The organism is Acinetobacter equi (genome assembly GCF_001307195.1).
GTDB lineage: Bacteria > Pseudomonadota > Gammaproteobacteria > Pseudomonadales > Moraxellaceae > Acinetobacter > Acinetobacter equi.
The window spans coordinates 1,875,280-1,897,984 of record NZ_CP012808.1; the positions used below are offsets into that span (position 1 = coordinate 1,875,280).

Annotated in this window: 22 protein-coding genes and 1 tRNA gene; 15 read left to right on the forward strand and 8 right to left on the reverse strand. The window is 33.8% G+C overall.

Annotated features, from left to right (window positions below; translation table 11 throughout):
• Window positions 1–12 precede the first annotated feature (12 nt).
• From AOY20_RS08910 to AOY20_RS08935, 6 genes are all read left to right on the forward strand, one after another.
• On the forward strand, window positions 13–1,071 hold the full coding sequence (locus AOY20_RS08910; protein WP_054582576.1) for a fimbrial protein: 1,059 nt from the start codon (window positions 13–15) through the stop codon (window positions 1,069–1,071).
• A gap of 347 nt (window positions 1,072–1,418) precedes the next feature.
• Window positions 1,419–1,961 (forward strand): fimbrial protein, encoded by a 543-nt coding sequence (locus AOY20_RS08915; RefSeq protein ID WP_054581529.1) that lies wholly within the window; start codon window positions 1,419–1,421, stop codon window positions 1,959–1,961.
• A gap of 16 nt (window positions 1,962–1,977) precedes the next feature.
• On the forward strand, window positions 1,978–2,676 hold the full coding sequence (locus AOY20_RS08920; RefSeq protein ID WP_054581530.1) for a fimbrial biogenesis chaperone: 699 nt from the start codon (window positions 1,978–1,980) through the stop codon (window positions 2,674–2,676).
• A 52-nt stretch (window positions 2,677–2,728) separates the two neighbouring features.
• A complete protein-coding gene (locus AOY20_RS08925; RefSeq protein ID WP_144424765.1) occupies window positions 2,729–5,251 on the forward strand; it encodes a fimbria/pilus outer membrane usher protein in 2,523 nt (840 codons plus the stop codon).
• Between the two features lies 1 nt (window position 5,252).
• Window positions 5,253–6,323 (forward strand): fimbrial protein, encoded by a 1,071-nt coding sequence (locus tag AOY20_RS08930; RefSeq protein ID WP_054581532.1) that lies wholly within the window; start codon window positions 5,253–5,255, stop codon window positions 6,321–6,323.
• Between the two features lie 132 nt (window positions 6,324–6,455).
• Complete coding sequence (locus AOY20_RS08935; protein ID WP_054581533.1) at window positions 6,456–7,904, forward strand: NAD-dependent succinate-semialdehyde dehydrogenase; 1,449 nt, start codon at window positions 6,456–6,458, stop codon at window positions 7,902–7,904.
• Window positions 7,905–8,023: 119 nt separating this feature from the next.
• Here the strand turns inward: AOY20_RS08935 and map are convergent, their stop codons facing one another.
• Complete coding sequence (gene map / locus AOY20_RS08940; protein WP_054581534.1) at window positions 8,024–8,851, reverse strand: type I methionyl aminopeptidase; 828 nt, start codon at window positions 8,849–8,851, stop codon at window positions 8,024–8,026.
• 207 nt (window positions 8,852–9,058) lie between these two features.
• Between map and rpsB the strand changes: the two genes are divergently transcribed.
• From rpsB to AOY20_RS08970, 6 genes are all read left to right on the forward strand, one after another.
• Complete coding sequence (gene rpsB, locus AOY20_RS08945; protein ID WP_054581535.1) at window positions 9,059–9,805, forward strand: 30S ribosomal protein S2; 747 nt, start codon at window positions 9,059–9,061, stop codon at window positions 9,803–9,805.
• A gap of 141 nt (window positions 9,806–9,946) precedes the next feature.
• Window positions 9,947–10,822: a translation elongation factor Ts gene (gene tsf, locus AOY20_RS08950; protein WP_054581536.1), complete on the forward strand. Its 876-nt coding sequence runs from the start codon at window positions 9,947–9,949 to the stop codon at window positions 10,820–10,822.
• An 88-nt stretch (window positions 10,823–10,910) separates the two neighbouring features.
• Window positions 10,911–11,378 (forward strand): DUF3465 domain-containing protein, encoded by a 468-nt coding sequence (locus tag AOY20_RS08955; RefSeq protein ID WP_054581537.1) that lies wholly within the window; start codon window positions 10,911–10,913, stop codon window positions 11,376–11,378.
• A gap of 80 nt (window positions 11,379–11,458) precedes the next feature.
• Window positions 11,459–12,277: an AraC family transcriptional regulator gene (locus AOY20_RS08960; RefSeq protein ID WP_054581538.1), complete on the forward strand. Its 819-nt coding sequence runs from the start codon at window positions 11,459–11,461 to the stop codon at window positions 12,275–12,277.
• Window positions 12,278–12,350: 73 nt separating this feature from the next.
• Entirely contained in the window at window positions 12,351–13,034 is a 684-nt protein-coding gene (locus tag AOY20_RS08965) for an AzlC family ABC transporter permease (protein WP_054581539.1), read from the forward strand.
• Window positions 13,031–13,342, forward strand: a complete 312-nt coding sequence (locus AOY20_RS08970; RefSeq protein WP_054581540.1) for an AzlD domain-containing protein — start codon at window positions 13,031–13,033, stop codon at window positions 13,340–13,342. Before AOY20_RS08965 ends, AOY20_RS08970 begins: the two co-directional genes overlap by 4 nt.
• A 199-nt stretch (window positions 13,343–13,541) precedes the next feature.
• Here AOY20_RS08970 and AOY20_RS08975 read toward each other — a convergent pair whose 3' ends face one another.
• From AOY20_RS08975 to AOY20_RS09005, 7 genes are all read right to left on the reverse strand, one after another.
• Window positions 13,542–14,156: a septal ring lytic transglycosylase RlpA family protein gene (locus AOY20_RS08975; protein WP_054581541.1), complete on the reverse strand. Its 615-nt coding sequence runs from the start codon at window positions 14,154–14,156 to the stop codon at window positions 13,542–13,544.
• A 298-nt stretch (window positions 14,157–14,454) separates the two neighbouring features.
• Window positions 14,455–15,456, reverse strand: coding sequence for a lytic murein transglycosylase B (gene mltB, locus AOY20_RS08980; RefSeq protein ID WP_054581542.1), 1,002 nt, complete (start codon window positions 15,454–15,456; stop codon window positions 14,455–14,457).
• Between the two features lie 22 nt (window positions 15,457–15,478).
• A complete protein-coding gene (gene rodA / locus AOY20_RS08985) occupies window positions 15,479–16,621 on the reverse strand; it encodes a rod shape-determining protein RodA (protein ID WP_054581543.1) in 1,143 nt (380 codons plus the stop codon).
• 137 nt (window positions 16,622–16,758) lie between these two features.
• On the reverse strand, window positions 16,759–17,409 hold the full coding sequence (locus AOY20_RS08990) for a hypothetical protein (RefSeq protein WP_054581544.1): 651 nt from the start codon (window positions 17,407–17,409) through the stop codon (window positions 16,759–16,761).
• 22 nt (window positions 17,410–17,431) lie between these two features.
• On the reverse strand, window positions 17,432–18,256 hold the full coding sequence (queF, locus tag AOY20_RS08995) for an NADPH-dependent 7-cyano-7-deazaguanine reductase QueF (protein ID WP_054581545.1): 825 nt from the start codon (window positions 18,254–18,256) through the stop codon (window positions 17,432–17,434).
• A complete protein-coding gene (locus AOY20_RS09000) occupies window positions 18,256–19,029 on the reverse strand; it encodes an ABC transporter permease (RefSeq protein ID WP_054581546.1) in 774 nt (257 codons plus the stop codon). The genes queF and AOY20_RS09000 overlap by 1 nt, the downstream gene beginning before the upstream one ends.
• Window positions 19,026–19,961, reverse strand: coding sequence for an ABC transporter ATP-binding protein (locus tag AOY20_RS09005; RefSeq protein ID WP_054581547.1), 936 nt, complete (start codon window positions 19,959–19,961; stop codon window positions 19,026–19,028). Before AOY20_RS09005 ends, AOY20_RS09000 begins: the two co-directional genes overlap by 4 nt.
• Window positions 19,962–20,142: 181 nt before the next feature.
• Here AOY20_RS09005 and AOY20_RS09010 point away from each other — a divergent pair.
• The 3 genes from AOY20_RS09010 (at window position 20,143) to AOY20_RS09020 (ending at window position 22,602) form a co-directional block, all read left to right on the forward strand.
• Window positions 20,143–20,218: transfer RNA gene (locus AOY20_RS09010), tRNA-Arg, on the forward strand.
• A gap of 168 nt (window positions 20,219–20,386) precedes the next feature.
• On the forward strand, window positions 20,387–21,712 hold the full coding sequence (locus AOY20_RS09015) for a tyrosine-type recombinase/integrase (RefSeq protein WP_054581548.1): 1,326 nt from the start codon (window positions 20,387–20,389) through the stop codon (window positions 21,710–21,712).
• 152 nt (window positions 21,713–21,864) lie between these two features.
• Window positions 21,865–22,602, forward strand: a complete 738-nt coding sequence (locus AOY20_RS09020) for a hypothetical protein (protein WP_054581549.1) — start codon at window positions 21,865–21,867, stop codon at window positions 22,600–22,602.
• Window positions 22,603–22,705 lie beyond the last annotated feature (103 nt).

Consider the following 22,705-nt stretch of genomic DNA (forward strand, 5'->3'; position numbering starts at 1 on the left):
GTGAAAAATATTATGACAAGAATTCTTCAAATAATCATATTTATATTGATCTGTTTTACAACAATAAAAAGTAGTTGGGCATTACGTTGTTTAGAAGGTAATAAACCTTCGAGTTCATTTGATATTTCTAGAGCAACAAATACAAGCCATATCATATCTATTGGAACTATTCGTGTTACAAGTTCTAGCCAAGCAGCTGGTACACTATTGTGGGAGTCAGAGCAAATGAGCACGACATTCACTTGTTATGATGACTATAAAACAAACCAATCTGAAAATGCATATCTATATTTAGATGATGAAAGTGATACTTTGGAAATGCTTTTTAGAAATTCAAATTTGACGATCGGTGTTCGTTACAATGGTCGTGAATATCCTATTGGTTCAACGGATCGAATCAATTTAGGAAAATTGGCTTTAAGTACTCAGTCAAATAGAACTAGAGCTTTAAGCAATTGTAGTTTTATTAAGAAGGGAGTGGATTATTGTGCTGATCCAGAAACAATAACTGTAAATTATTCAATCTATATTAAAGCGAAAGGTTCGGGTAGTAATCTATCAAGTTTAAGTGGGAAAACGTTTCAAGTATTTCAACTTGATGGGCAAGGTGGTCGTAATATCAATGGAAATTTTCAGGAAAAAGTAAGTAATATGACAGTAAATTATGTTGAATGTACACCTATTGTTTCAGCTCAAGATGTTGATTTAGGGACATATTCATCATTAGAAACTTTAAATAAAATAATTAAAAAAACAGCATTTACAATTAATATTAAAACAGAAGGAAAAAGTTGTGCCCAATATCCTTTTGTTGGTAAATTTACTTCAAATCAAAAATATAATGAAACTACTTTAACTGCTTCTGAAGTAAATATGAAAGATGTTGTTGGAATTAAAATTTTTAATGAAAATTCAAATACACCTTTGAATTTGGATACAAATATTGACTTTGGTTATAGTAATGGAAAAAATTTAATTAAAACATTTGAAGCAGGATTTTTATTGTTAAAAAAACCGACTGTAGGAGGTGTTTTTACTTCCACGTTAAATTATGAGGTTTATTATAAGTGAACAATATTTAATAAATTAAAATGTATTTTTATTTGATTTAAATATTTTGTTAATATGTTTTTTAATGTAATTAATGTAAGTTTTATTTTTTGTTTTCTATTTTTTAAGCTTTTAAATTAAATAAATATTTAAGAAAAAATGTTCAAAATAAAAAAATAAATTGTAAAATTATCTCTTTATATTTTCTTTGTTTGAGTTGAATTTGAATTATTAATCTGTATTATGCACTCCTCTATTTTTGGAGAGCACTATTTTATATGAAATGTTAATTAAAATAGTGAGTGTATCTAAGTAGCTATTTTATTTTCTTAGATATCATTTTTAATTGATTTATATTTGAGATTTAAATGAAAAAATTAATGAATTTTTTTGTATCAAGTGGCATTATTTTTTTAATTTCACATTCTTCAAATGCTGCAAATTCAAGCATAGGAAATATTGTATTCAAAGGAAAAATTTTAAATGCGGCCTGTAATATTTCGATTGATGGTAAAGTCGATAGTGAGGTGAAATTGGGGCAGTGGCCTACATCAACATTTAAAATGGTTGGTGATACATCAATTCCTCAGCCATTTAATATTGTAGTTACAGACTGTTTACCTGGTAGTTTCAGCTTTAATTTTACAGGCCTAAGTGATTCAATTAACTCTAACTTATTGCAAGTTAGTGGTGCTAAAGGTGTAGGTATAGCAATTGCTAATGCTGACTCACTAACGAATGTTGTAAAAATTAATACAAATACAGGAATGCAATCAAATGCATTATTGACTATAGCAGATAATGCAACAGGTGGAACACTACCTTTACAAGCTTATTATCAATCAACTTTAGAACAAGTAGAGGCTGGAGAGGCTAATGCAACTGTTCGTGTAACCGTCCAGCAAAAATAATTGGAAGGGAGTTGCTATGCGCTTGAAAGCATCGGTTGTTAGCACTATTTTTATGATTGGCTTGAGTTTTACGAATATTGCACAATGCGCTATTCAAGCGATGGCAAGTCGAGTAATTTATGATGGGGCAAATAAGGCAGCCACTTTAGGTTTAAAAAATAATTCTCAATATACTTATATGATTCAGGCTTGGTTAGAGCCAGGAACATTAAATAAAGATGAGGAGGTTCCATTTGTTGTTACGCCTCCTTTGATTAAAATTGAATCTCAAAAAGAGGCGACATTAAGATTCATTTATGCTGGTCAAGGGCTTCCTACAGATCGTGAAAGCCAATTTTGGATTAGTATTCAAGAAATCCCACCAAAACCAAATCAGGACAACATATTGCAATTGGCGATTCGTTCAAAGATAAAATTATTTTACAGACCAACACAAATTGATATTTCGTTAGAAGATGCTGTAAAAGAATTGAAATGGTATGTAAAAGATCAAAGTTTGTATTTGGAGAACAATAGCCCACTTCATGTGACTATTGGCGATTTAAAACTCAATGATCAGGCTGCTTTTATTGAGAATATTAATCAGGATATGGTTGCTCCTTATAGCAGTATTCAAGTTTTAAAAGATATTTCTTTTCCTCTCAAAAATATAGAATTTACTTATATAAATGAATTCGGTAGTAATAAGAAAATGCCTATTATTCATTTTAAGTAATATTACTATTTAAATCTTAATTTATTTTAAATCTTTCTAATAGGGTATTAAATTGCCTAGGATTAAATCATCCCTTTATTTTTTACTATTAAACATGGTGTGTACATTTTTATATGCAGCATCAGAAGAGTTTAATACAGATTTTTTGTTAGATTTAACAGATAAGATTACTGTTGAAGTGGTACGAAAAGGTTATGTGATTTCACCGGGAGTTTATAGTTTTACCGTGAATTTAAATAATGTAATATCAAATAGTCATGTGATTCGATTTTATCAAAATATAGATAATGCAGTTGAACCATGTTTTGATCAAAATTTTATTGATCACTATCAGATTGTATTTGATAAAGAGGAATATATAAAAGTAGATAATGAGGGGTGTTATGATCTTAAGGTAATTCCCAAATTATCTATGGATGTTGATGCTGCTCAGCAAAAAATAAACTTATCTATTCCTCAGGTTAATTTAGTAAAAAATCCTAAAGATTATATTCCGCCTGAGCTTTTTGATGAGGGAATTAATGCATTTATATTAAATTATAATATCAATAGTTATTATATTTTGCGTCAAAATAAACAGCATGAAAATAATATTATGCTATTTTTGAATGGTGGATTCAATTATGGTGCATGGCGTTATAGAAATCAAAGTGTATTAAATCAATATACACATGGCCATCAGTATCAAACCATATCAAATAAATTCGAAAGAAATATTATTGCTTATCAAGCTCGTTTAGAACTTGGCGATACAGCAACGAATAGTGATGTATTTGATAGTTTTAATTTTCGAGGTGTGCAATTTAGTACTGATGAAGCACAAATAAATAGTCGCTCACAGCGTTATGCACCAGTTATTCGTGGAATAGCATTAAGTAATGCTGTCGTTGAAGTCAGACAGAATGGTTACTTAATTTATAGTACGCAAGTTTCAGCGGGTAAGTTTACCATTGATGATTTATATGCTGCCAATGAAAGTGGTGATTTAGAAATTACGATTAATGAAAGTGATGGTCGTGTCGAAAAGTTTACGCAAGCTTATTCATCTGTACCTAATATGATTCGCCCAAGTCAGTATAAATATCAAATGACCATTGGGCAGTATAGAAGTGGTAATACTCAACGTTATAACCCATATTTAGCGCAAATGACCTATTCATATGGTTTAAATAATTGGATTTCACCCTATGGTGGTATTTTGATGTTGCATAAATATTCTGCATTATTATCTGGGGTAGCTTGGTCATTAGGTAAATTAGGTGCTGTTTCATTAGATATGACATTTGCCCAAAATAAGTTAATAAAGGGAATGAAAAAGAATGGAACGAGTTTTAAGTTTTTATATTCAAAATCTTTAAACGAATTAGGAACTAATTTACGTTTAATAGGATATCGCTATTCAACTTCAAATTATTCGAATTTGGCGGATGCTATAGAAGAGAAATTAATGTATGGAGATCATTTTGTTGATACAAATATCATAAAAGTTGAGGATAATAATTATTCTTCTATTTATTCTCAAAAAAAGAACCAAGCGCAAATTTCACTCAATCAAAATTTAGATCGGTTTGGTCAGTGTTTTTTTAATTTCTCACAAGTACGCTATTGGCAAAAACATTTTAATAGTCAAAATTGGCAGATGGGCTATAGCAACAATTTTAAGAATTTAAGTTATAGCTTGTATTATCAAAAAGAGAAAAGCAAATTCTCCTCTTCAAATTATATTGCGGGTTTTTCTTTTAGTTTTCTATTTGATACACCAAAAATATTACAGCAGCATTCGACATCTATGAGTGAAAATTATCAGTATTCTCCAAATGTTGGAAATAGTATACAAACATCATTATCAGGAAGTTTTTTAACTGATCAGAGATTAGGTGTGCAGTTACAAGTTGCTCAATTTCAAAATGGTCAAAATGATTTCTCCATAAGTTCTAATTACATGGGGTCCAAACAAAATTTAAATTTTAGTTATACCTATAATTCTAATTATCAAAAAATTATGGGTGGAATAAGTGGTGGTGTATTAGTTTATAAAAATAGAATTGTATTTGGTAAATCTATGTATAACAGTCCAATCTTAATTGAAGCAAAAGGGGCTGAAGATGTTCGTATAGAAAATCAGCAAGGACTGAAAATAGATAAATCAGGGTATGCAATCATTAGCAATGTGAGTCCTTATATAAAGAATCGAATTGCGTTAAATGGAGAAGATTTAGGGCAAGATGTTATTGTCGCGCAATCGGTCATTAATGATGTTATTCCAACTAAAATGGCAATTATAAAAGTAAAGTTTGACATTCAACGAGGAAAAAGCATTTTAGCGCATTTGAATTATCAAAATTATCCATTGGTTACAGGAGCATTCATTATTGATGATTCTAAGCGCTACGTTGGAACTGTTGGATTAAATGGTCAAGCTTATTTGGCAGCCGTGCAGGATGGGCAACACTTTATTGCAAAATGGGGAGAGAGTGAGCATCAACAATGTACGTTTGTACTACCTAAATTACAAGATCGTATATTTGGCTATGAAGAAATAAATTTGGAATGTATTAAGTTGGAGAAAAACTAAGATGGAGCGTTTATCTCTAGGTTTAATACAAACAGTATTACTGTTCATATTGAGTATGATTACACTGCAAAATTGTTGGGCATTGGCGTGTTTAGAAGGAACGAAAGAGAGGAGAGGTTTTGATATTACTAGGATACAGTCTGGATTACATACAACATCAATTGGTGTTATTCGTATATCTAGTTCTAGTCAAGCTCAAGAGACATTACTTTGGGAATCAAATCAAATTACGACTACATTTACTTGTTATGATGATTCAAGACTTAACAAATCAGAGAATGTATTTTTATATTTAGATGATAAAAAATCGACAATCAAGAACCGCTTTCAGTCGAGTAATCTGGTGATTGGTATTCGGTATAATGGACGAGAATATCCTATTGATTCAACATATCGTATTGATACTGGAAAGTTAGCCATAAAAACTCAGCCAAATAGGGCTCAAGCTATACAAAATTGTCATTTCATTCGAAAAGGAAATAGTCTTTGTGCCGATCCTCAAACGATTACTTTAACTTATTCTATATATATAAAATCCAATCCAAGAATGAAAAAAAAAGTAAATTTAACAAAAGGTATCTTTGAGATTTTTCAGGTTAGTGGACGTGGAGGACGAAGAACTGCAACTAATTTTTATGGAAAAATAAGCCACTTAACGACGAACTATATTGAATGTACATTAAAACTTGCTACTGAAAATGTTGATTTAGGTAGTTATTCATCATTTGAAGAAACTCAGCAGGTAATAAGAAAAACGCCTTTTGCTATACATGTGCAGATAGAAGGTAATAATTGTGCCAAATATCCATTTTCTGGTAAATTTACATCAAATCAAAAATATGATGATCATACAATAACAGCAATAGAGCCGAGTATGAAGAATCTTGTCGGTATTCAAATTTTTCCTAAAAACTCAAAAAAAGCACTTAATTTAGATCAAAAAATTGATTTTGGATTAAGTCATGGAGGAAATTTAATTAAAGAGTTTGATGCAGGTGTAATTTTTCTTAGAAAACCAACTGTTGGTGGTGTATTTACATCTACTTTAAAATATGAAGTTTATTTTAAGTAATTTTTTGATGATTGATATTTATTTTCCATAGATTGAATGGTGAGATTAGTTAACATCTTATTAATCAAACTTATAAAAAAGTATTAATGTTATAGTAAATTTATCACTAAGTGACTCTTGAGGAGAATATTTGTGCAACTAAATAATCCCAGTTTACTAAAACAGCAATCATATATTGACGGTTTTTGGGTAGATGCAAATGATCATTCAACATTTGCTGTCATTAATCCTGCAACGGGTCAAACAATAGCAAAAGTCCCAAATCTGTCTGTTGAACAGGTTGAACAAGCGGTTGTATCTGCTCATCAAGCATTCACTACATGGAAAACTAAAACAGCCAAAGAACGTTCTATTTTATTGCGTAAATGGTTTGATCTCATTGTTGAAAATCAAGATGATTTGGCAGTCATTTTAAGCACAGAACAAGGAAAACCATTTACTGAAAGTCGCGGTGAAATTATCTATGGTGCAAGCTTTATAGAATGGTTTGCTGAAGAAGCAAAGCGTATCTATGGTGATATTATTCCGCATGATAAACAAGGACGACGTTTAGCTGTGATTAAGCAGCCTATAGGTGTTGTTGCTGCGATTACACCGTGGAATTTCCCGAATGCAATGATTACTCGTAAAGTTGGGCCTGCACTGGCAGCAGGTTGTACTGTGGTTATTAAGCCTGCATCAGAAACCCCATTATCGGCATTGGCTTTAGTGGCATTAGCTGAACAAGCAGGGATTCCTAAAGGTGTGATTAATGTTGTCACTGGAAGTGCTCGTGAAATCGGTGAAGTACTTACGACTCATCCAATTGTTAAAAAAGTTTCTTTTACAGGTTCAACGCAAGTTGGAAAGCTGTTAATGGCACAATGTTCATCAACTATGAAAAAAGTAAGCATGGAGCTTGGCGGAAATGCCCCATTTATTGTGTTTGATGATGCTGATTTAGATCGAGCTGTTGAAGGGGCAGTTGCATCTAAGTTTAGAAATAGTGGTCAAACCTGTGTATGCACAAATCGCTTTTTAGTGCATGAGCGTATTCATGATGTATTTGTTGAAAAGTTTGCAGCTGTCGTTAAAAAAATGAAAGTTGCTTCTGCGTTTGAAGATGGTGCAGAGCAAGGTCCTTTGATTAATGAAAAATCAGTGGCAAAAGTTGAAAAGCATATTTCCGATGCAGTTGCTAAAGGTGCTCAAATTGTTGTAGGTGGAAAACGCCATGAATTAGGGCATACATTTTTTGAACCCACAATTTTAATTAATGCAACACAAGAGATGTTGGTTGCTAAGGAGGAAACTTTTGCACCACTTGCTCCAATTTTTAAATTTAGCTCAAATGAGCAGGCTGTGGAGATGGCAAATGCCACAGAATTTGGTTTAGCTTCTTATATTTATACTGAAAGTTTGAGTCGTGCTTGGAAAATAAGTGAAGCACTTGAATACGGTATGGTTGGCGTGAATGAAGGTTTAATTTCAACAGAAGTTGCACCTTTTGGTGGTATCAAGGAATCAGGCACAGGACGAGAAGGATCTAAATATGGAATTGAAGACTATTTAGAAATTAAATACATGTGTATGGGAATATAAAAATTTCAAAGTATTGTTCATGAACAATACTAAATAGATGGCTATTATTTTTAATAGCCATCTATTTTGATGATCTTTCTTATAGAATTGGGAAGATCATAATTGATTCAAAATAAAAATTATTTTTGGAAGCGAGATAAATCTTCTTCAGGACGAGCAGTGAGTACTTCTAAACCATTTTTCGTTACTAAAATAGTGTGTTCATACTGTGCAGAAAGGCTATGGTCTTTTGTTACTACAGTCCATTTATCACCTAAGGTTTTTGTACGCCAATCGCCTGCATTCACCATAGGTTCAATTGTAAATGTCATGCCTTCTTCTAGAATCATACCGCTATTTGCTTGTCCATAATGTAGAACTTGTGGTTCATCATGGAAAACTGTACCAATACCATGACCGCAATATTCACGAACAACACCAAAACGTTCAGATTCGACATATTGTTGAATGGCATGACCAATATCACCAATAGTTGCACCAGGTTTAACTACTTCCATACCGCGATACATGGCTTCTTGTGCAACTTTACATAAACGGTTAGCCAGAATTGATGTTTCATCACCTACGATGTACATCATGTTTGTATCTCCGTGGAAACCATCTTTAATAACAGTCACGTCAATATTTAAAATATCGCCTTTTTTCAGTTTTTTCGCATCAGAAGGAATACCGTGACAAACCACATGGTTTACAGAAGTACAAATAACGTGTTGGAAAGCTGGACGTCCTGGGGCTGCACCGTAACCTAAACATGCAGGAATAGCATCTTGTTTATTTACGATATAGTCATGACAAATCGTATCAAGCTCAAGCGTTGTAACACCTGGTTTGATATGCGGTTTGATCATATCCAAGACTTCAGCCGCGAGTCGTCCTGCGATTCGCATCTTCTCGATATCGTCAGCAGATTTGATTAAACGACGGGGAGCTTCGTAAGTACTGTTCATGATCTTTAAAAACTTTTGGAAATTTGTATGTGACTATGGTATAAATAGCCGCCCATTTTATCAAATGCTTTTTCGTGATTCTTTTTCACGGGCTTTGTGCGATGGGGCAATAAAATCCGCACATATATCGACACATCTCTCTGGGTGCCCAATAGGGTGGAGGATGCGGGTATATGGAGGCCTAACCCAAACTTTAAGGTAAAGAAAATGGCAGATTACAACGTAAGCATGCGCGACCTTCTTCAAGCTGGCGCTCACTTCGGTCACCAAACACGTTTTTGGAATCCAAAAATGCGCGAGTACATCTTCGGTGCGCGCAACAAAATTCACATCATTAACCTTGAGCACACTGTTCCAGCGTTAAATGATGCTTTGAACTTTGCTAACCAATTAGCTAGCAAAAAGAACAAAGTTTTGTTTGTTGGTACTAAACGTGCTGCTTCTGCAATCATCCGTGAACAAGCTCAACGCGCTGGTCAACCATATGTAGACCACCGTTGGTTAGGCGGTATGTTGACAAACTGGAAAACTCTTCGCCAGTCTATCAATCGTTTAAAAGATCTTCAAACTCAATCTCAAGACGGTACTTTTGCTAAGCTTACTAAACGTGAAGCTTTAGAACGTACTCGTGAGATGGAAAAACTTGAACGCGCTCTTGGCGGTGTGAAAAACATGGGCGGTTTACCAGACGCTTTATTTGTAATTGACGTAGATCACGAAGCAATTGCAATTAAAGAAGCTAAAAACCTTGGTATTCCTGTAATCGGTATCGTTGATACAAACTCTAACCCAGACAACGTAGATTACGTTATTCCTGGTAACGATGATGCGATCCGTGCAGTTACACTTTATGCTTCTGCTATGGCTGATGCGATTATTGCTGGTAAAGAATACGCTCAAACTCAAGCAAATGCACAAGCTAAAGGTGAAGAAGCTCCTGCTTCTGAGGCTTAATGCGTTAGACGCTAGCTTGTCATTTTTGCGACATGTGATCGTGGCAAAGTAAGCGTCATGTATGCAGGCGGCCCATGAGTATCCTCTGGGCCGTTTCTGTTCTATAAAGAATTCATTTTCTACCGAATTTAGGAGACAAACATGACTGCTGTTACTGCAAGCATGGTTAAAGAGTTGCGCGATCGTACTGGTCTAGCAATGATGGAATGTAAAAAAGCTTTGACAGAAGCTGGTGGTGATATCGAATTAGCGATTGACAACCTACGTAAATCTGGTCAAGCAAAAGCAGCTAAAAAAGCTGGTAACATTGCTGCTGATGGTGCAATCACTATCGCTCAAGAAGGCAACAAAGCTATTCTTTTAGAAGTAAACTGTCAAACTGACTTCGTTGCTAAAGACGAAAACTTTGCTGGTTTTTCTGCTAAAGTTGCTGCTGCTGCTCTTGCTGCAAATGAAATTGATGCTGCTAAAATTGCTGAATTAAAACTTGAAGATGGCGTTACTGTTGAAGAAGCGCGTATTGCTCTTGTTCAAAAAATCGGTGAAAACATCCAAGTTCGTCGTGCGCAAATTGTTGAAGGTGAAAACCTTGCAGTTTACAAACACGGTTTAAAAATTGGTGTTGTAGTTGCATATGCTGGTGATGCTGAAACTGGTAAAGGTTTAGCAATGCACATTGCTGCGTTCAACCCGATTGCTGTTACTGCTGAACAAGTTCCTGCTGATCTTATTGCTAAAGAAAAAGAAATTGCTGAAGCTAAAGCAATTGAATCTGGCAAACCAGCAAACATCGTTGAGAAAATGGTAACTGGTTCAGTTGAAAAATACTTGAACGAAGTTGTTCTTGAGCGTCAACAATACGTAATTGACAACGAGAAAAAAGTTGCTGATGTATTGAAAGCTGCTGGTACAACTGTTGCTCAATTCGTTCGTTTCGAAGTGGGTGAAGGTATTGAGAAAAAAGCTGAACTTTCTTTCGCTGAAGAAGTTGCTGCTGCTCAAGCTGCTGCAAAATAATTGAATAAATTATTTTGAGTTAAAAAAGCCTCTAGTTTACGCTAGGGGCTTTTTTGTAGAATAAGAAAAAATTTAGGATGAATTTTTTATGTCTAAAAAAATAAATTATAGAATTGGAATTGCTGTACTTATTTTGGTTGCAATATATTTTGCTTTAGATGGTATAGAAAAAAATAAAAATCTTGAATCTACACAGAATAATCAAATTCAACAAGATGTACGTGGATTAGCGATTATTGAGCATGCTTATAAAAATAAATTAGAAAGTATTCAAGTTCAATCAGTTGGTACCGTAAAGGTATTATTACCTGATGATAATAAGGGAAGTCGACACCAAAAATTTATTTTAGAGCTAGATAATGGACAAACAGTTTTGGTTGCACATAATATTGATTTAGCTCCGAGAATACCGAATTTAAGTAGAGGTGATCGTGTTGATTTTTATGGTGAATATGAATATAGCTCAAAAGGTGGTGTAATTCATTGGACTCATCATGATTCGAAAGGAAGTCATATTGACGGTTGGTTGAAACATAATAATTTAATTTATAAATAGCAATTTTATTCTATCATTTTGCAAAATAAAAATTCATTTTGGTAGATAAATAGATTGAAAAATTATGGATAATCAAATTTATGGAGATAGTTGAGTATAGACATTTACATGAGTTAAAAGGCTTAGAATTTCTGAGTGCTTCATTTCATAATACGCAATTTTCTAAGCATACACATGAAGGATATTGTATTGGTATTATTGAAGATGGTGCTCAATCATTTTTAAGAACACATGATCAATTTATTGCACCTAAAGGTGATATCATTATTATTAATGCAGATGAGGTGCATACAGGTTCATCTGCTGTTGAAACAGGCTGGTGTTATCGATCCATTTATCCAACACCTGAAATGTTTCAAGAAATTAGTGTTGATTTTTTTAATGAGCAAGGTGTTATTCCGTGGTTTTCCAAAGCAGTCATTCATGATGAAGGCTTAGCAGCTCAATTAAAGATATTATTTGATATTTTATTATCTAAAAATAATGGTTTATTTAAAGAAAGTCTTTTTATTTCAACGATGGCATTGTTATTACAACGGCATAGCAAAGTTCAAAAAGAATTAAAAATGTTATCACGATCGGATTCAAAAATTTTAAAAGTAAAAGATATACTTTATTTTGAGCCTGAAAAAGATCATCAACTATCTGATTTAGCTAAAATGGTTGGTCTAAGTCCATGGCATTTGTTAAGGCAGTTTAAGTATGCTACTGGATTTCCGCCTCATGCGTGGTTGATACAAGCAAGATTGAGAAAATCATTAGCCTTACTTAAAAAAGGTGTTGGTATTGCCTTGACGGCACAGCTTTGTGGTTTTTCTGATCAAAGCCACTTCAACCGTCATTTTAAGCGTAGTTTGGGATGCACACCAGTACAATATATTGCTAATCATCGATATTAAATTCAGCAAATTTATACAATTAAATATGTACTTGGATGAGTAAGTTTATATTTTTATAGCTGATATTCTTATTATGTTAAAGCATCCAATTAAAATTATGAACTTCCGAAAAGGCATCAAAGATATGTTGCCTTTATCTGTTGCGGTTATTCCTTGGGCAATTATGGTGGGTTCACTCGCAATTAGTGCTGGCTTAAATATAACAGAGGCAATTGCAATGTCTGTTTTGGTTTTTGCTGGAGCAGCGCAGATTATGAGCTTAACGATGTTAATGGCTGACACGTCATCCTTTGTTATTTTAGTGATGATATTTTTCATGACTACACAGCATTATATTTATGGATTAAGTCTTCGGGTAGATATTTCAAAGATGAGTTTACTACAGCGTATAAGTTTGGGTTTTTTATTGACTGATGAATTGTATGCTGTATCAAAATTACATCCCGAACGTTCATATTCATACTTATTAGGTGCAGGATTTAGTTTTTATATATTTTGGGTGATTTTTAGTGTTGTTGGTATCTTTTCTACATTTATGATTAAGGATATTACGGCAATATATTTAGATTATTCAATTGTAGCAATTTTTTTGGTAATGAGTATATTGATCATCAAAAATATGATTGGCATTATCGCTGTTTTAGTCTCTTTTACTACGATGTTTATATTGACATGGGTTGAGTTTCAATTTGCATTAATTTTTTCAAGCTTAGTTGGAATGATGATAGCAGCCTTATTAGATAAGGAGAAATCATGATTTGGTTGCTGATTTTAGGGTTAAGCTCAATTGTTTTTTTTAATCGCTATGTATTTTTGGAACCAACTATTAGATTTCATCTTCCAAAATTTTTAACAAAAATGCTGAATTATGCTGCGCCTTGTTTAATGGTCTCATTATGTATCCCAATTATTTTTTATCAATCTTCTCAGTTTCGAGGAGTGATTGATAATATTTATTTATACAGTGCGATATTTACGATTTTATTTGTTCTTATTACACGGCATTTATTGATGAGCGTAGTATTTAGTTTGATGTTTTTTTATTTTCTTTTATACATTTTATAAGAGGATATTATTAAATTAGATATATTTTATTGATTGTATCTATATCGCGCTCAGTGCGTGTCAGTAGATTTTTAGATTTTAAAGGGTAGGGTAGCTTGATAAAGCATTTAAATTTTGATTTGTGAGCAAATAAGGCGTATTAAAAAAGCCACTTTGTAGTGGCTTCTTTATATTTTCTTAATTTTAGTTAAATATTTGATTAAGAATTTGGACCAGCAACACGTTCAATACTTACTTTTGCTGTTCCTTGATTCGTAATACCAAGCTGTTTAGCTGCACCATAAGATAAGTCAACTACTCGATTTCCATGGAATGGACCACGATCATTCACTTTTACAACAACACTTTTGCCATTTGTATTATTTGTTACACGAATATAGCAGTTAAGCGGTAGTGTGCGATGAGCAGCTGTTAAGCCGTTCATATCGAAAGTTTCTCCACTTGCAGTAGGGCGACCATGAAATTGACGACCATACCAAGAAGCAACACCAGTTTGGCTGAATTTACGAACAGTATTTGACGCAACAGTGTTTAACTTTTCAATCACAGAAGGCTCTTCTGCTGGAATTTCGATTTTCGCTGCAATTGTTTGACGACGAATTTTATCGCCAGAACGTTCAGTGATTGAAAGGCTATTGAGGTTGGATAAGTGTGAATTAAAGCTTTGAGCTTCTTTGTTTAAAACACGGGCAGCAAGGCTAGAGTTCTCTGCATCATTCGTTAATGATGAAGATTGAACCATTTCTGCTTGCGACTGGTTGAGTGTAAACAAGACCGTCGAGACAGTAAGCAAGGCTTTTATCGAGGGGTGCATTATTGATTTAACTCCAAGGCTTTCATAAATATTAGTGTAAACAGCTGATATTTATAAATAAACACCTATATATTTTCACTTTTGCAACTGGATTTAATGTTTTTCAACACTCAGGATAATATTCATCCTACTATAATTGTGTCTATAGGTGTTCTTAAAATAGTCACAAAAAAGTAGAATAACGCATTTCTTTTGATTAAAATATAATCAATATTGTAACAAATAATATAATTTGATTATATTTTAATCTTTTATCTATAAAAAAATCTTGCTTTTTTTATAGATTTGTAAAAATTGACTATCGACTGGTGACTTCAGTGCCTAAAAGCCAAAGAGCAGTAGCATACATACGACTTCTGTTATATGTTGTAATTACTTGAAAATTTGGATACGTAATATAGTAAATAGGTCCAGATTTTTCTTGTAGCTGAATAACATTCACCATATCTAAATCATCAATTTTTACTAATGGGTTTACTGGTGTAATGCCTTTTGTTTTAAGTATTCCATAAGGAATGGGCTGTGTTAAATCTTTGGCAATGACATCGTCAGGATTATTACCACTATAAGTCGCAGCAAATGCAATAGGCTGATTACGTTGCCAGCCATGTTCTGCAAGATAATTTGCAATTGAACCAATTGCATCTATTGCAGAATTTCTTAAATCGACATGACCATTACCATCATAATCTACGCCATATTTAGGAATATTACTTGGCATAAATTGAGGAAAGCCTACAGCACCAGCATATGAACCAACAATTGAGTTTGTGGGAACACCATCTTTATATGACCATGCAATCAGTGCAGCAAGCTCATCTTGGAAATATTCAGCACGACGTTCATATCCAAAACCTAACGTGGCTAAGGCATCTCGAGTAACAAAAGAGCCTTTATTTGCACCATATCCAGTTTCAACACCAAGTATTCCTAAAATAACAGATTGAGGAACACCATATTGTTGCTCAGCACGATTTAAAGTATCAGCATATTGATCACGGAAGCGTAGACCACGTTGGATGGTACCTTCTGCCAAGAAGTTCGTTTTATATTCATACCAAGGCTTACTTTCACCTGGTCGATTCATAATGTTGATAATATTCGGTAGATTTTTTGAACCATCCATTGCCCAATCAATTTGTGCTTCTGTTAAACCATAAGTCTGCATCATTTTTTGTTTAAATTGGCTATAAGCTGGATGATTTTTAAAATCGTTAGCATGACAGAAACTTGTCATTGAAATAGCTGCTAAAATAAGTGGTAAACGTTTAATATTGTTATAAAGATTTTGCATAGACATAAAATTTAATTTCCAAAAGCATTTATTTGTGCGTGTGAATTGACATCACAATGCCAAAAGAAGCCATTAAGGTAATAATTGCTGTTCCACCATAACTCATAAAAGGAAGTGGAATACCTGTAACGGGTAATATACCGCTAACCATGCCAGCATTGACAAAAACATAGACGAAAAAGGCTAATCCTAAGCCGCCTGAGAGTAATTTGCCATAATTATGAAAGCATTGCATACTAATTTGTAAAGTTCTGATGATAATTGCAAAATATAAGAACATTAAGATTGCAACACCAATAAAACCGAATTCCTCAGAATACGCTGCAATAATGAAGTCAGTATGTCCTTCCGGTAAAAAATGTAAATGTGATTGTGTACCAGAGAGAAACCCTTTTCCTGATGTTCCACCAGAGCCAATTGCAATTTTAGATTGAATAATATTCCAACCTGAACCTAGTGCATCTGCTTCTGGGTCAAATAATGTAAGTACACGTTGCTTTTGATAATCTTTTAATAAAAACTCCCAAAGTAAAGGAATTAAAACTGCAGCTGCTGTCATTGCACCACCAATGAGCCACCAAGGTAATCCACTTAAAAATAAAACAAAAATTCCACTTGCTAAAACGAGTGCAGATGTACCTAAATCAGGTTGTTTTGCAATCATTAAAAATGGAATGAGAATTAAAAATAATGACGAAATAATATGTAATAGTGTGGGAGGGAGTCGTTGTAAAGATAAATACCATGCGACCATCATGGGCATGGCAATTTTCATAAACTCACTGGGTTGAACACTCCCTACACCAGGTAAACTAATCCAACGTTGAGCCCCTAATCGGATTTCACCAATAAAAAATACTGCAATAAGCCCAAGTAAACCAAAAGCATAAAAAAATGGTGATAATGATTGATAAAATTTAGGAGGTATTTGAGCTAATATGAACATGATGATTAACCCAATTCCAAAACTCATTAATTGTTTTGAAACCATCAGCAAATCTTGCCCAGAAGCACTATATAAAGTGATAAGACCTAAAAATGAAGTAATTGAAATAAAAAGTAAAAGCCAAGGATCTAAATGGAGACGTTGGAATAAATAAAACTTATTATTTATCGTTCGTCCATCACGTGGAGAATAACGTAAAAATTTACTTTGGATGTCTAGAGACATAGTATTTTAAATATAAAAAATCAAATAATTACTATGCTAACACGCGCTTTGTTTAAGTTTGATAAATGACAAAATTTTAATACAAAAAAAACCTAAGAAACTTAGGTTTTTTTTAATAAATCATTAAATGAATAATATTATTTATGAAAAAGTGTATCGTGATATTCAGCTAAGATGAATAATTCTTCACGACTTAAATTTGGAATAATATGATCAATCGCAACATGTGTTGCTTTAATGACTGCCATTGAACCTAAATCTGCAGCTTTACGTTTAATCATTCCTAAGTCCAAGGTGCGATTAAAATCATTCATGAAATGATGTACAGTGGCATCAGCAAACTGTTTATAAAGTTCACAAAAGAAGGTTTTATTAATGTCATTGCCAGATTGAATTTCTGAATAATATTGCTTTAATTGAGAGACCAAGTGAGAATCTAGTTCTACGCCCACACGTTGTTGGTTATTTTCATCTAAGAAAATACTTTTTCTAGAAAACTCAATTGATTGCTTCACAACATCATTTGAAGACTTACTAAATAACTGTTTTAGTAAAATGGCAACAGTAGATTTAATATAACCAGCAAGTTTTTCAGCAGTTTCTCGTTTATCACTGTGAGGAAAACGATGAACTAACTCAGTTAAAATCGCATCAATAATTTCATCATTGATGAGCAGTGCAGTTTTATCTCTTAGTGGATAAAGTGTCTCATTGGAGTCTTCTTTTTCCACAGCAATGTGAATTGTTGTGAGCAATTCTTCAGATGGAATAAATCCAAAAAATGACATTAATATAAACCTCCATATTATTTTATTGACGCGCCAAACGAATAGGTTGAGGCATCCATGCTAAATCAGATACGCGACAAGGGTTAATGTCTAAACCACCACGACGTGTATAAGTTGCGTATACCATCAATTTTTCAGGTTGAAGAATTTGCCAAATATCCGCATAGATTTGTTCAACACATTGCTCATGAAAACCATTATGTTGGCGGTAAGAAATAATATAAGCCAAAATACTTTGATAACAAGGTTTTTTACCTTGGTAGCGTATAAAAACTGTACCCCAGTCAGGTTGTCCTGTTACAGGGCAGTTACTTCTCAAAAGATGAGAATAAAGTTCGACTTCAACCTGATTTTCATCATTCAAAGTGCTGTCATCTAGCTTTAATAAACTACTGTCTGGATGGTTCTCTAAGCGTTCAGGCTGTAAATTATCTATACATAGACCTTTAGGTTGAGAAATAGCTAAATCATCTACTTGATACAAATCTAAGCTTACAGGTGCTTTTGCTGCAGCTGAAAGATCTTTTTCTACTGTTGCAATAAAAGCATCTTTAGAATCAAACTGGGTAAAGTTCATACTATTAAAGTAGAGCTTTAGTGATTTAGATTCGATGAGATTTTCTGATGTAGCAGGTAAGGTGATACGTCCAATAGCAACTTGGGGAATGCCTTGTGCATTTAACCAAGAAATTTCAAACACATGCCACCAATCTTTACCTTGGCGGATGCCTTCAACATGGCTGTATTTTTCACGTGCTTGTTCACGAGAAATAGGAAATAGAATATCGGGCTGATATTCTGTTGGATAGTTGGTATCTTTACCTAAAAGAGAATGTTCAACACTCATTATTCACGCATTCCTGAACCACGAGAAAGTAAATGGTAAGCTATACCGTAAAATACAGCACAGCACAAAGTTATAACGACTAAAGATATTGTAACGTTTACATCACTTTGACCAAGAATTCCGTAACGGAATGCATTGACCATATATACAATAGGGTTAATTAACGATAAATTTTGCCAAAATGGGCTTAATGCAGAAATTGCATAAAACACACCGCCTAAATAAGTCAGTGGTGTTAATACAAATGTAGGAATGATGGAAATATCATCGAAAGATTTAGCGTACACTGCATTAATGAATCCGCCAAGTGCAAATAAAAAAGAAGTAATAAGTACAGTATAAATGGTCACAAACCAATTGGTAATATATAAGTCAGTAAAAAATAGGCTCATTGTTGTGACAATAATACCGACTAAAACACCACGGCAAACACCACCGAGTACATATCCACATAAAATTGCATGAAGAGGCACAGGGCTCATAATAAGTTCTTCAATACTTTTTTGAAATTTAGCACTAAAAAAACTTGAAGACACATTGGCATAGCTATTTGTAATTACGGCCATCATAATTAAACCAGGTACAATAAATTGCATATAACTAAAGCCACCCATTTCACCAATGCGTGAACCAACTAAATTGCCAAAAATCACAAAATATAAGCTCATTGTGATTGCTGGTGGTAATAATGTTTGTGGCCAAATTCGCATAAAGCGACGAATTTCTTTACGGACTAAAGTGGAAAGCGCAATATAAAGTTGATTAAAATTCATTGTGCTTCTCCATTTAGATTTTTTTCGACCATTTTGACAAATAACTCTTCTAAACGATTTGATTTATTACGCATGCTTTTAACTTGAATGCCTTGTGCTTCTAAAAGTTGGAAAAGTTCATTCAGTGTATGTACTTTATCCATTGTGACTTCTAAAGTGACAGGATCAATCAAATTAAACTCAACGCCTAAAATATCAATATTGAATGGCTGTATTGGGTTTGCTAAATCAAAAATGAAAGACTCCTCGTTCAGCTGATTGAGGAAAGATTTCATCGATGTATCTTCTTTGATGACACCTCGGTCGATGATTGCAATACGTCGACAAAGCATTTCTGCTTCTTCTAGATAGTGAGTCGTTAAAATAATAGATGTACCTTTATTGTTCATTTCAATAAGGAAATCCCACATTGAACGACGAAGCTCAATATCGACGCCGGCAGTCGGTTCATCTAAAATTAAAAGTTTAGGTTCATGCATCATGGCACGAGCAATCATTAAGCGACGTTTCATACCACCAGATAGCATTCGAGCTTGTACACCGCGTTTTTCCCATAAGCCTAATTTTTCAAGGTATTCTTCAGCACGTTGTTCAGCTTCTTTTTTTGCAATACCATAGTAACCTGCTTGAGTTACTAAAATATCAAATGTTTTTTCAAAATGACCAAAATTAAACTCTTGGGGGACGATACCAAGACATTGCTTGGCTTGAGATGGGTGAGTATCGAGATTGTGACCAAAAATTTCGACTGAGCCAGATGTTTTTTTAGTTAATGAACTGATAATGCTAATCGTTGTAGATTTACCGGCACCATTAGGACCTAAAAGCGCATAGAATTCACCTTCAGGAACATTTAGATTAATGCCTTTTAAGGCTTGAAAACCATTTTTATATGTTTTGGATAAATCCCTTAACACCAATGCATCAGTCATGAAATTCTCACAGACAAAATATTTAGGCTGTATTGTGGGTGAACTTTTGCTTTAAACCAAGTCATTTAGTAGATAAACTGCGTTGCAAATATAGGATGTTGATTAAAGCGTAAGCAGTAATTTCTGAGTTATGTAGATAGTTGCTTTACCTTGTGGTTTTTTTTGTTATGATGTGCATCGCGCGCTCATAGCTCAACTGGATAGAGTACAGGTCTCCGAAGCCTGTGGCGTGGGTTCGAGTCCCGCTGAGCGCACCAACTCTATAAACAAATATAACAAAATATAGTTCAAAACCCTTGATATATAAGCATTTCACTTAAACAACATGCCAAAATATACAATAATAAATAAGGATACAGTTGCAAATAATAAGGATATATATGAGGATATATTGGATTCGATAAACTTTTGTATCCTTATTCGCTATGGCAAAACATATTACCCCTCTAACAGATTCTAAGTGCTCAAGTGCAAAACCACTTGATAAAGACTATTCTTTATACGATGGGAACGGTTTAATTTTGTTTGTTCGTAAATCGAGCAAAAAGGTATGGCGATATAAATATAAAAAAGCCAATGGTAAAGATGGCTTGATGACTTTGGGTAACTTTCCCTCACTTACTCTAAAACAGGCAAGGGATAAACGCCGTGAATATGAGAAGTTAATTGCACAGAATATTGACCCTATCGAATACGAAGCCATCCAAAAGGTTAAAAAAAGTAATGCGTTTAGCTTTGAATCAGTTGCTAGAGATTGGCACGGCGAATATACAAAGACAGGTCAATGGGTAGAGCATACTTCTATTAAAGCACTTAGAGTTTTAGAAACTTATGTTTTCCCTTTAATCGGACAGATTGCTATTGATGAAGTGAAGTCAAAAGACTTAGTAACTGTTTTGCGTTCTATAGAGGAAAAAGGACTATCAGAAGTATTAAAGAAAACTAGACAGCGATTTAATGCAATTTTTGCTTATGCAATCTCAAGAGGTTTAATAGAAGAAAACCCAGCATATTTTTTAAAAGATGTATTTGTACTCACTAAGAAAGTTAAACACTATCCACAATTGCCACTGGAGCGACTGCCTGAGCTATTACAAAAGTTAAAAGGTGATAATGGTTATCCACTAACAAGATTATGCACGGCATTTACTTTGCATGTATTCGCTCGATCTAGCGAGATTCGTTTTGCACGTTGGACTGAGTTTGATTTTAAAAGTTGTATATGGACCATACCACCAGTACGAGAGTTAATTGAGGGGCAAAGATTTTCTGATAGAGGTGCAAAGATGAAAACTGAGCACTTGATACCTTTATCACCTCAAGTCATTTCAATTCTAAAAGAGATACAGGCATACAGTGGCATGACTAAAAATGTATTCCCTAAGAATGGTGACCCTCAAGGCTTTATATGCGACAAAGTTGTGAATGATACCTTGCGCCGTATTGGTTACGATACTGAAAAGGATGTATGTGGGCATGGTTTTAGGGGTATGGCTTGTTCTGCATTGGTACAAAGCACATTGTTTCAAAAGGAAGCAGTAGAAAAACAAATGAGCCATCAAGAGCGAGACCAGGTTCGTTTGGCATATACACATCGTGCAGAATATCTAGAAGAACGAAAGGCTATGCTTAATTGGTGGAGTGATTACCTAGAAGCGAACCAAGAAGGCTATATAAGTCCGTATGACTTCACACAGCAACTATTACAAAATGATGTTATTAATTTTAAATATGCTAAGTTGGGAAAGTGACATAACTTGTCGTATTACTAAGCAAAATATGCACGGATTTAAGCATATATAAGGTATATTGGTTTTGCTAAGTCTAGGCTGATCCCCGAAAGTCGAATACCCAATTCGATTGGCTTAGCTCCTATTCTATTGGGCCTGCCGTGGGAGGCAAAATGAAACAAATCCATCTCGATTCCTTGGAAGAAGAGCTTAATTTCTGGTCACCTATTATGGAATTACAGTCTCTTATGGTTGAAGCACGTGACTTCTACTTAAAGGAGTTATTCCCTTATGAAAAAACTGAAAAAAATATACCGGAAGATGAATATATAAAAGATATGAATATTCTATTCACTAAACACTTTACTGGTAGGCACAGCGACCCAAATCGCCCGACGGGAATACAGGCTGAAGAGGAGTTTTTTAGCTCAATACTTGATAATGAAACTGACGAAGAATTAAAGAAAGAGAACCTGAATTCAGCTTTGTACCAACTTTTGAATATTGTTTGCATGTATATATGTGATGCTGCAGAAGTCTTAAAGAATATAAAAAAAGAATTTAATGACGGAGAGGCAATAATAGTAGAAAACTCATTAATTACAGATAATAAAATTTTTTATTATCTGTGTAAGGCTAATTATTTTATCGGTCTTTGCAAAGCAACCCATGCTGGTAATCTGGGCTCAAAAGTACAACTCAGAGAGAAAATGATCAAATTAGCCGAAAAAAGGAATAAACCATTACGCAAAAAATTGGATGATGACTTATTAGTAACAAAGAAAATATGGGAAGGAAACAATTGGGCCACTTATACTCAATGTGCTGAGCATATTTTTGAAAAAAAACTTGTAGATAGGCCATATCGAAAAATTTATGAATTAGTTTCATTAGCTGCAAAAAATAAATAATTACATAGTGCGACGTAATATGTACATCTTTCGACTAAGAGTGTACATCAACGTCGCACTAGGTTTTAAATCATAAAAACAATAATTTAATTTACAACCATGT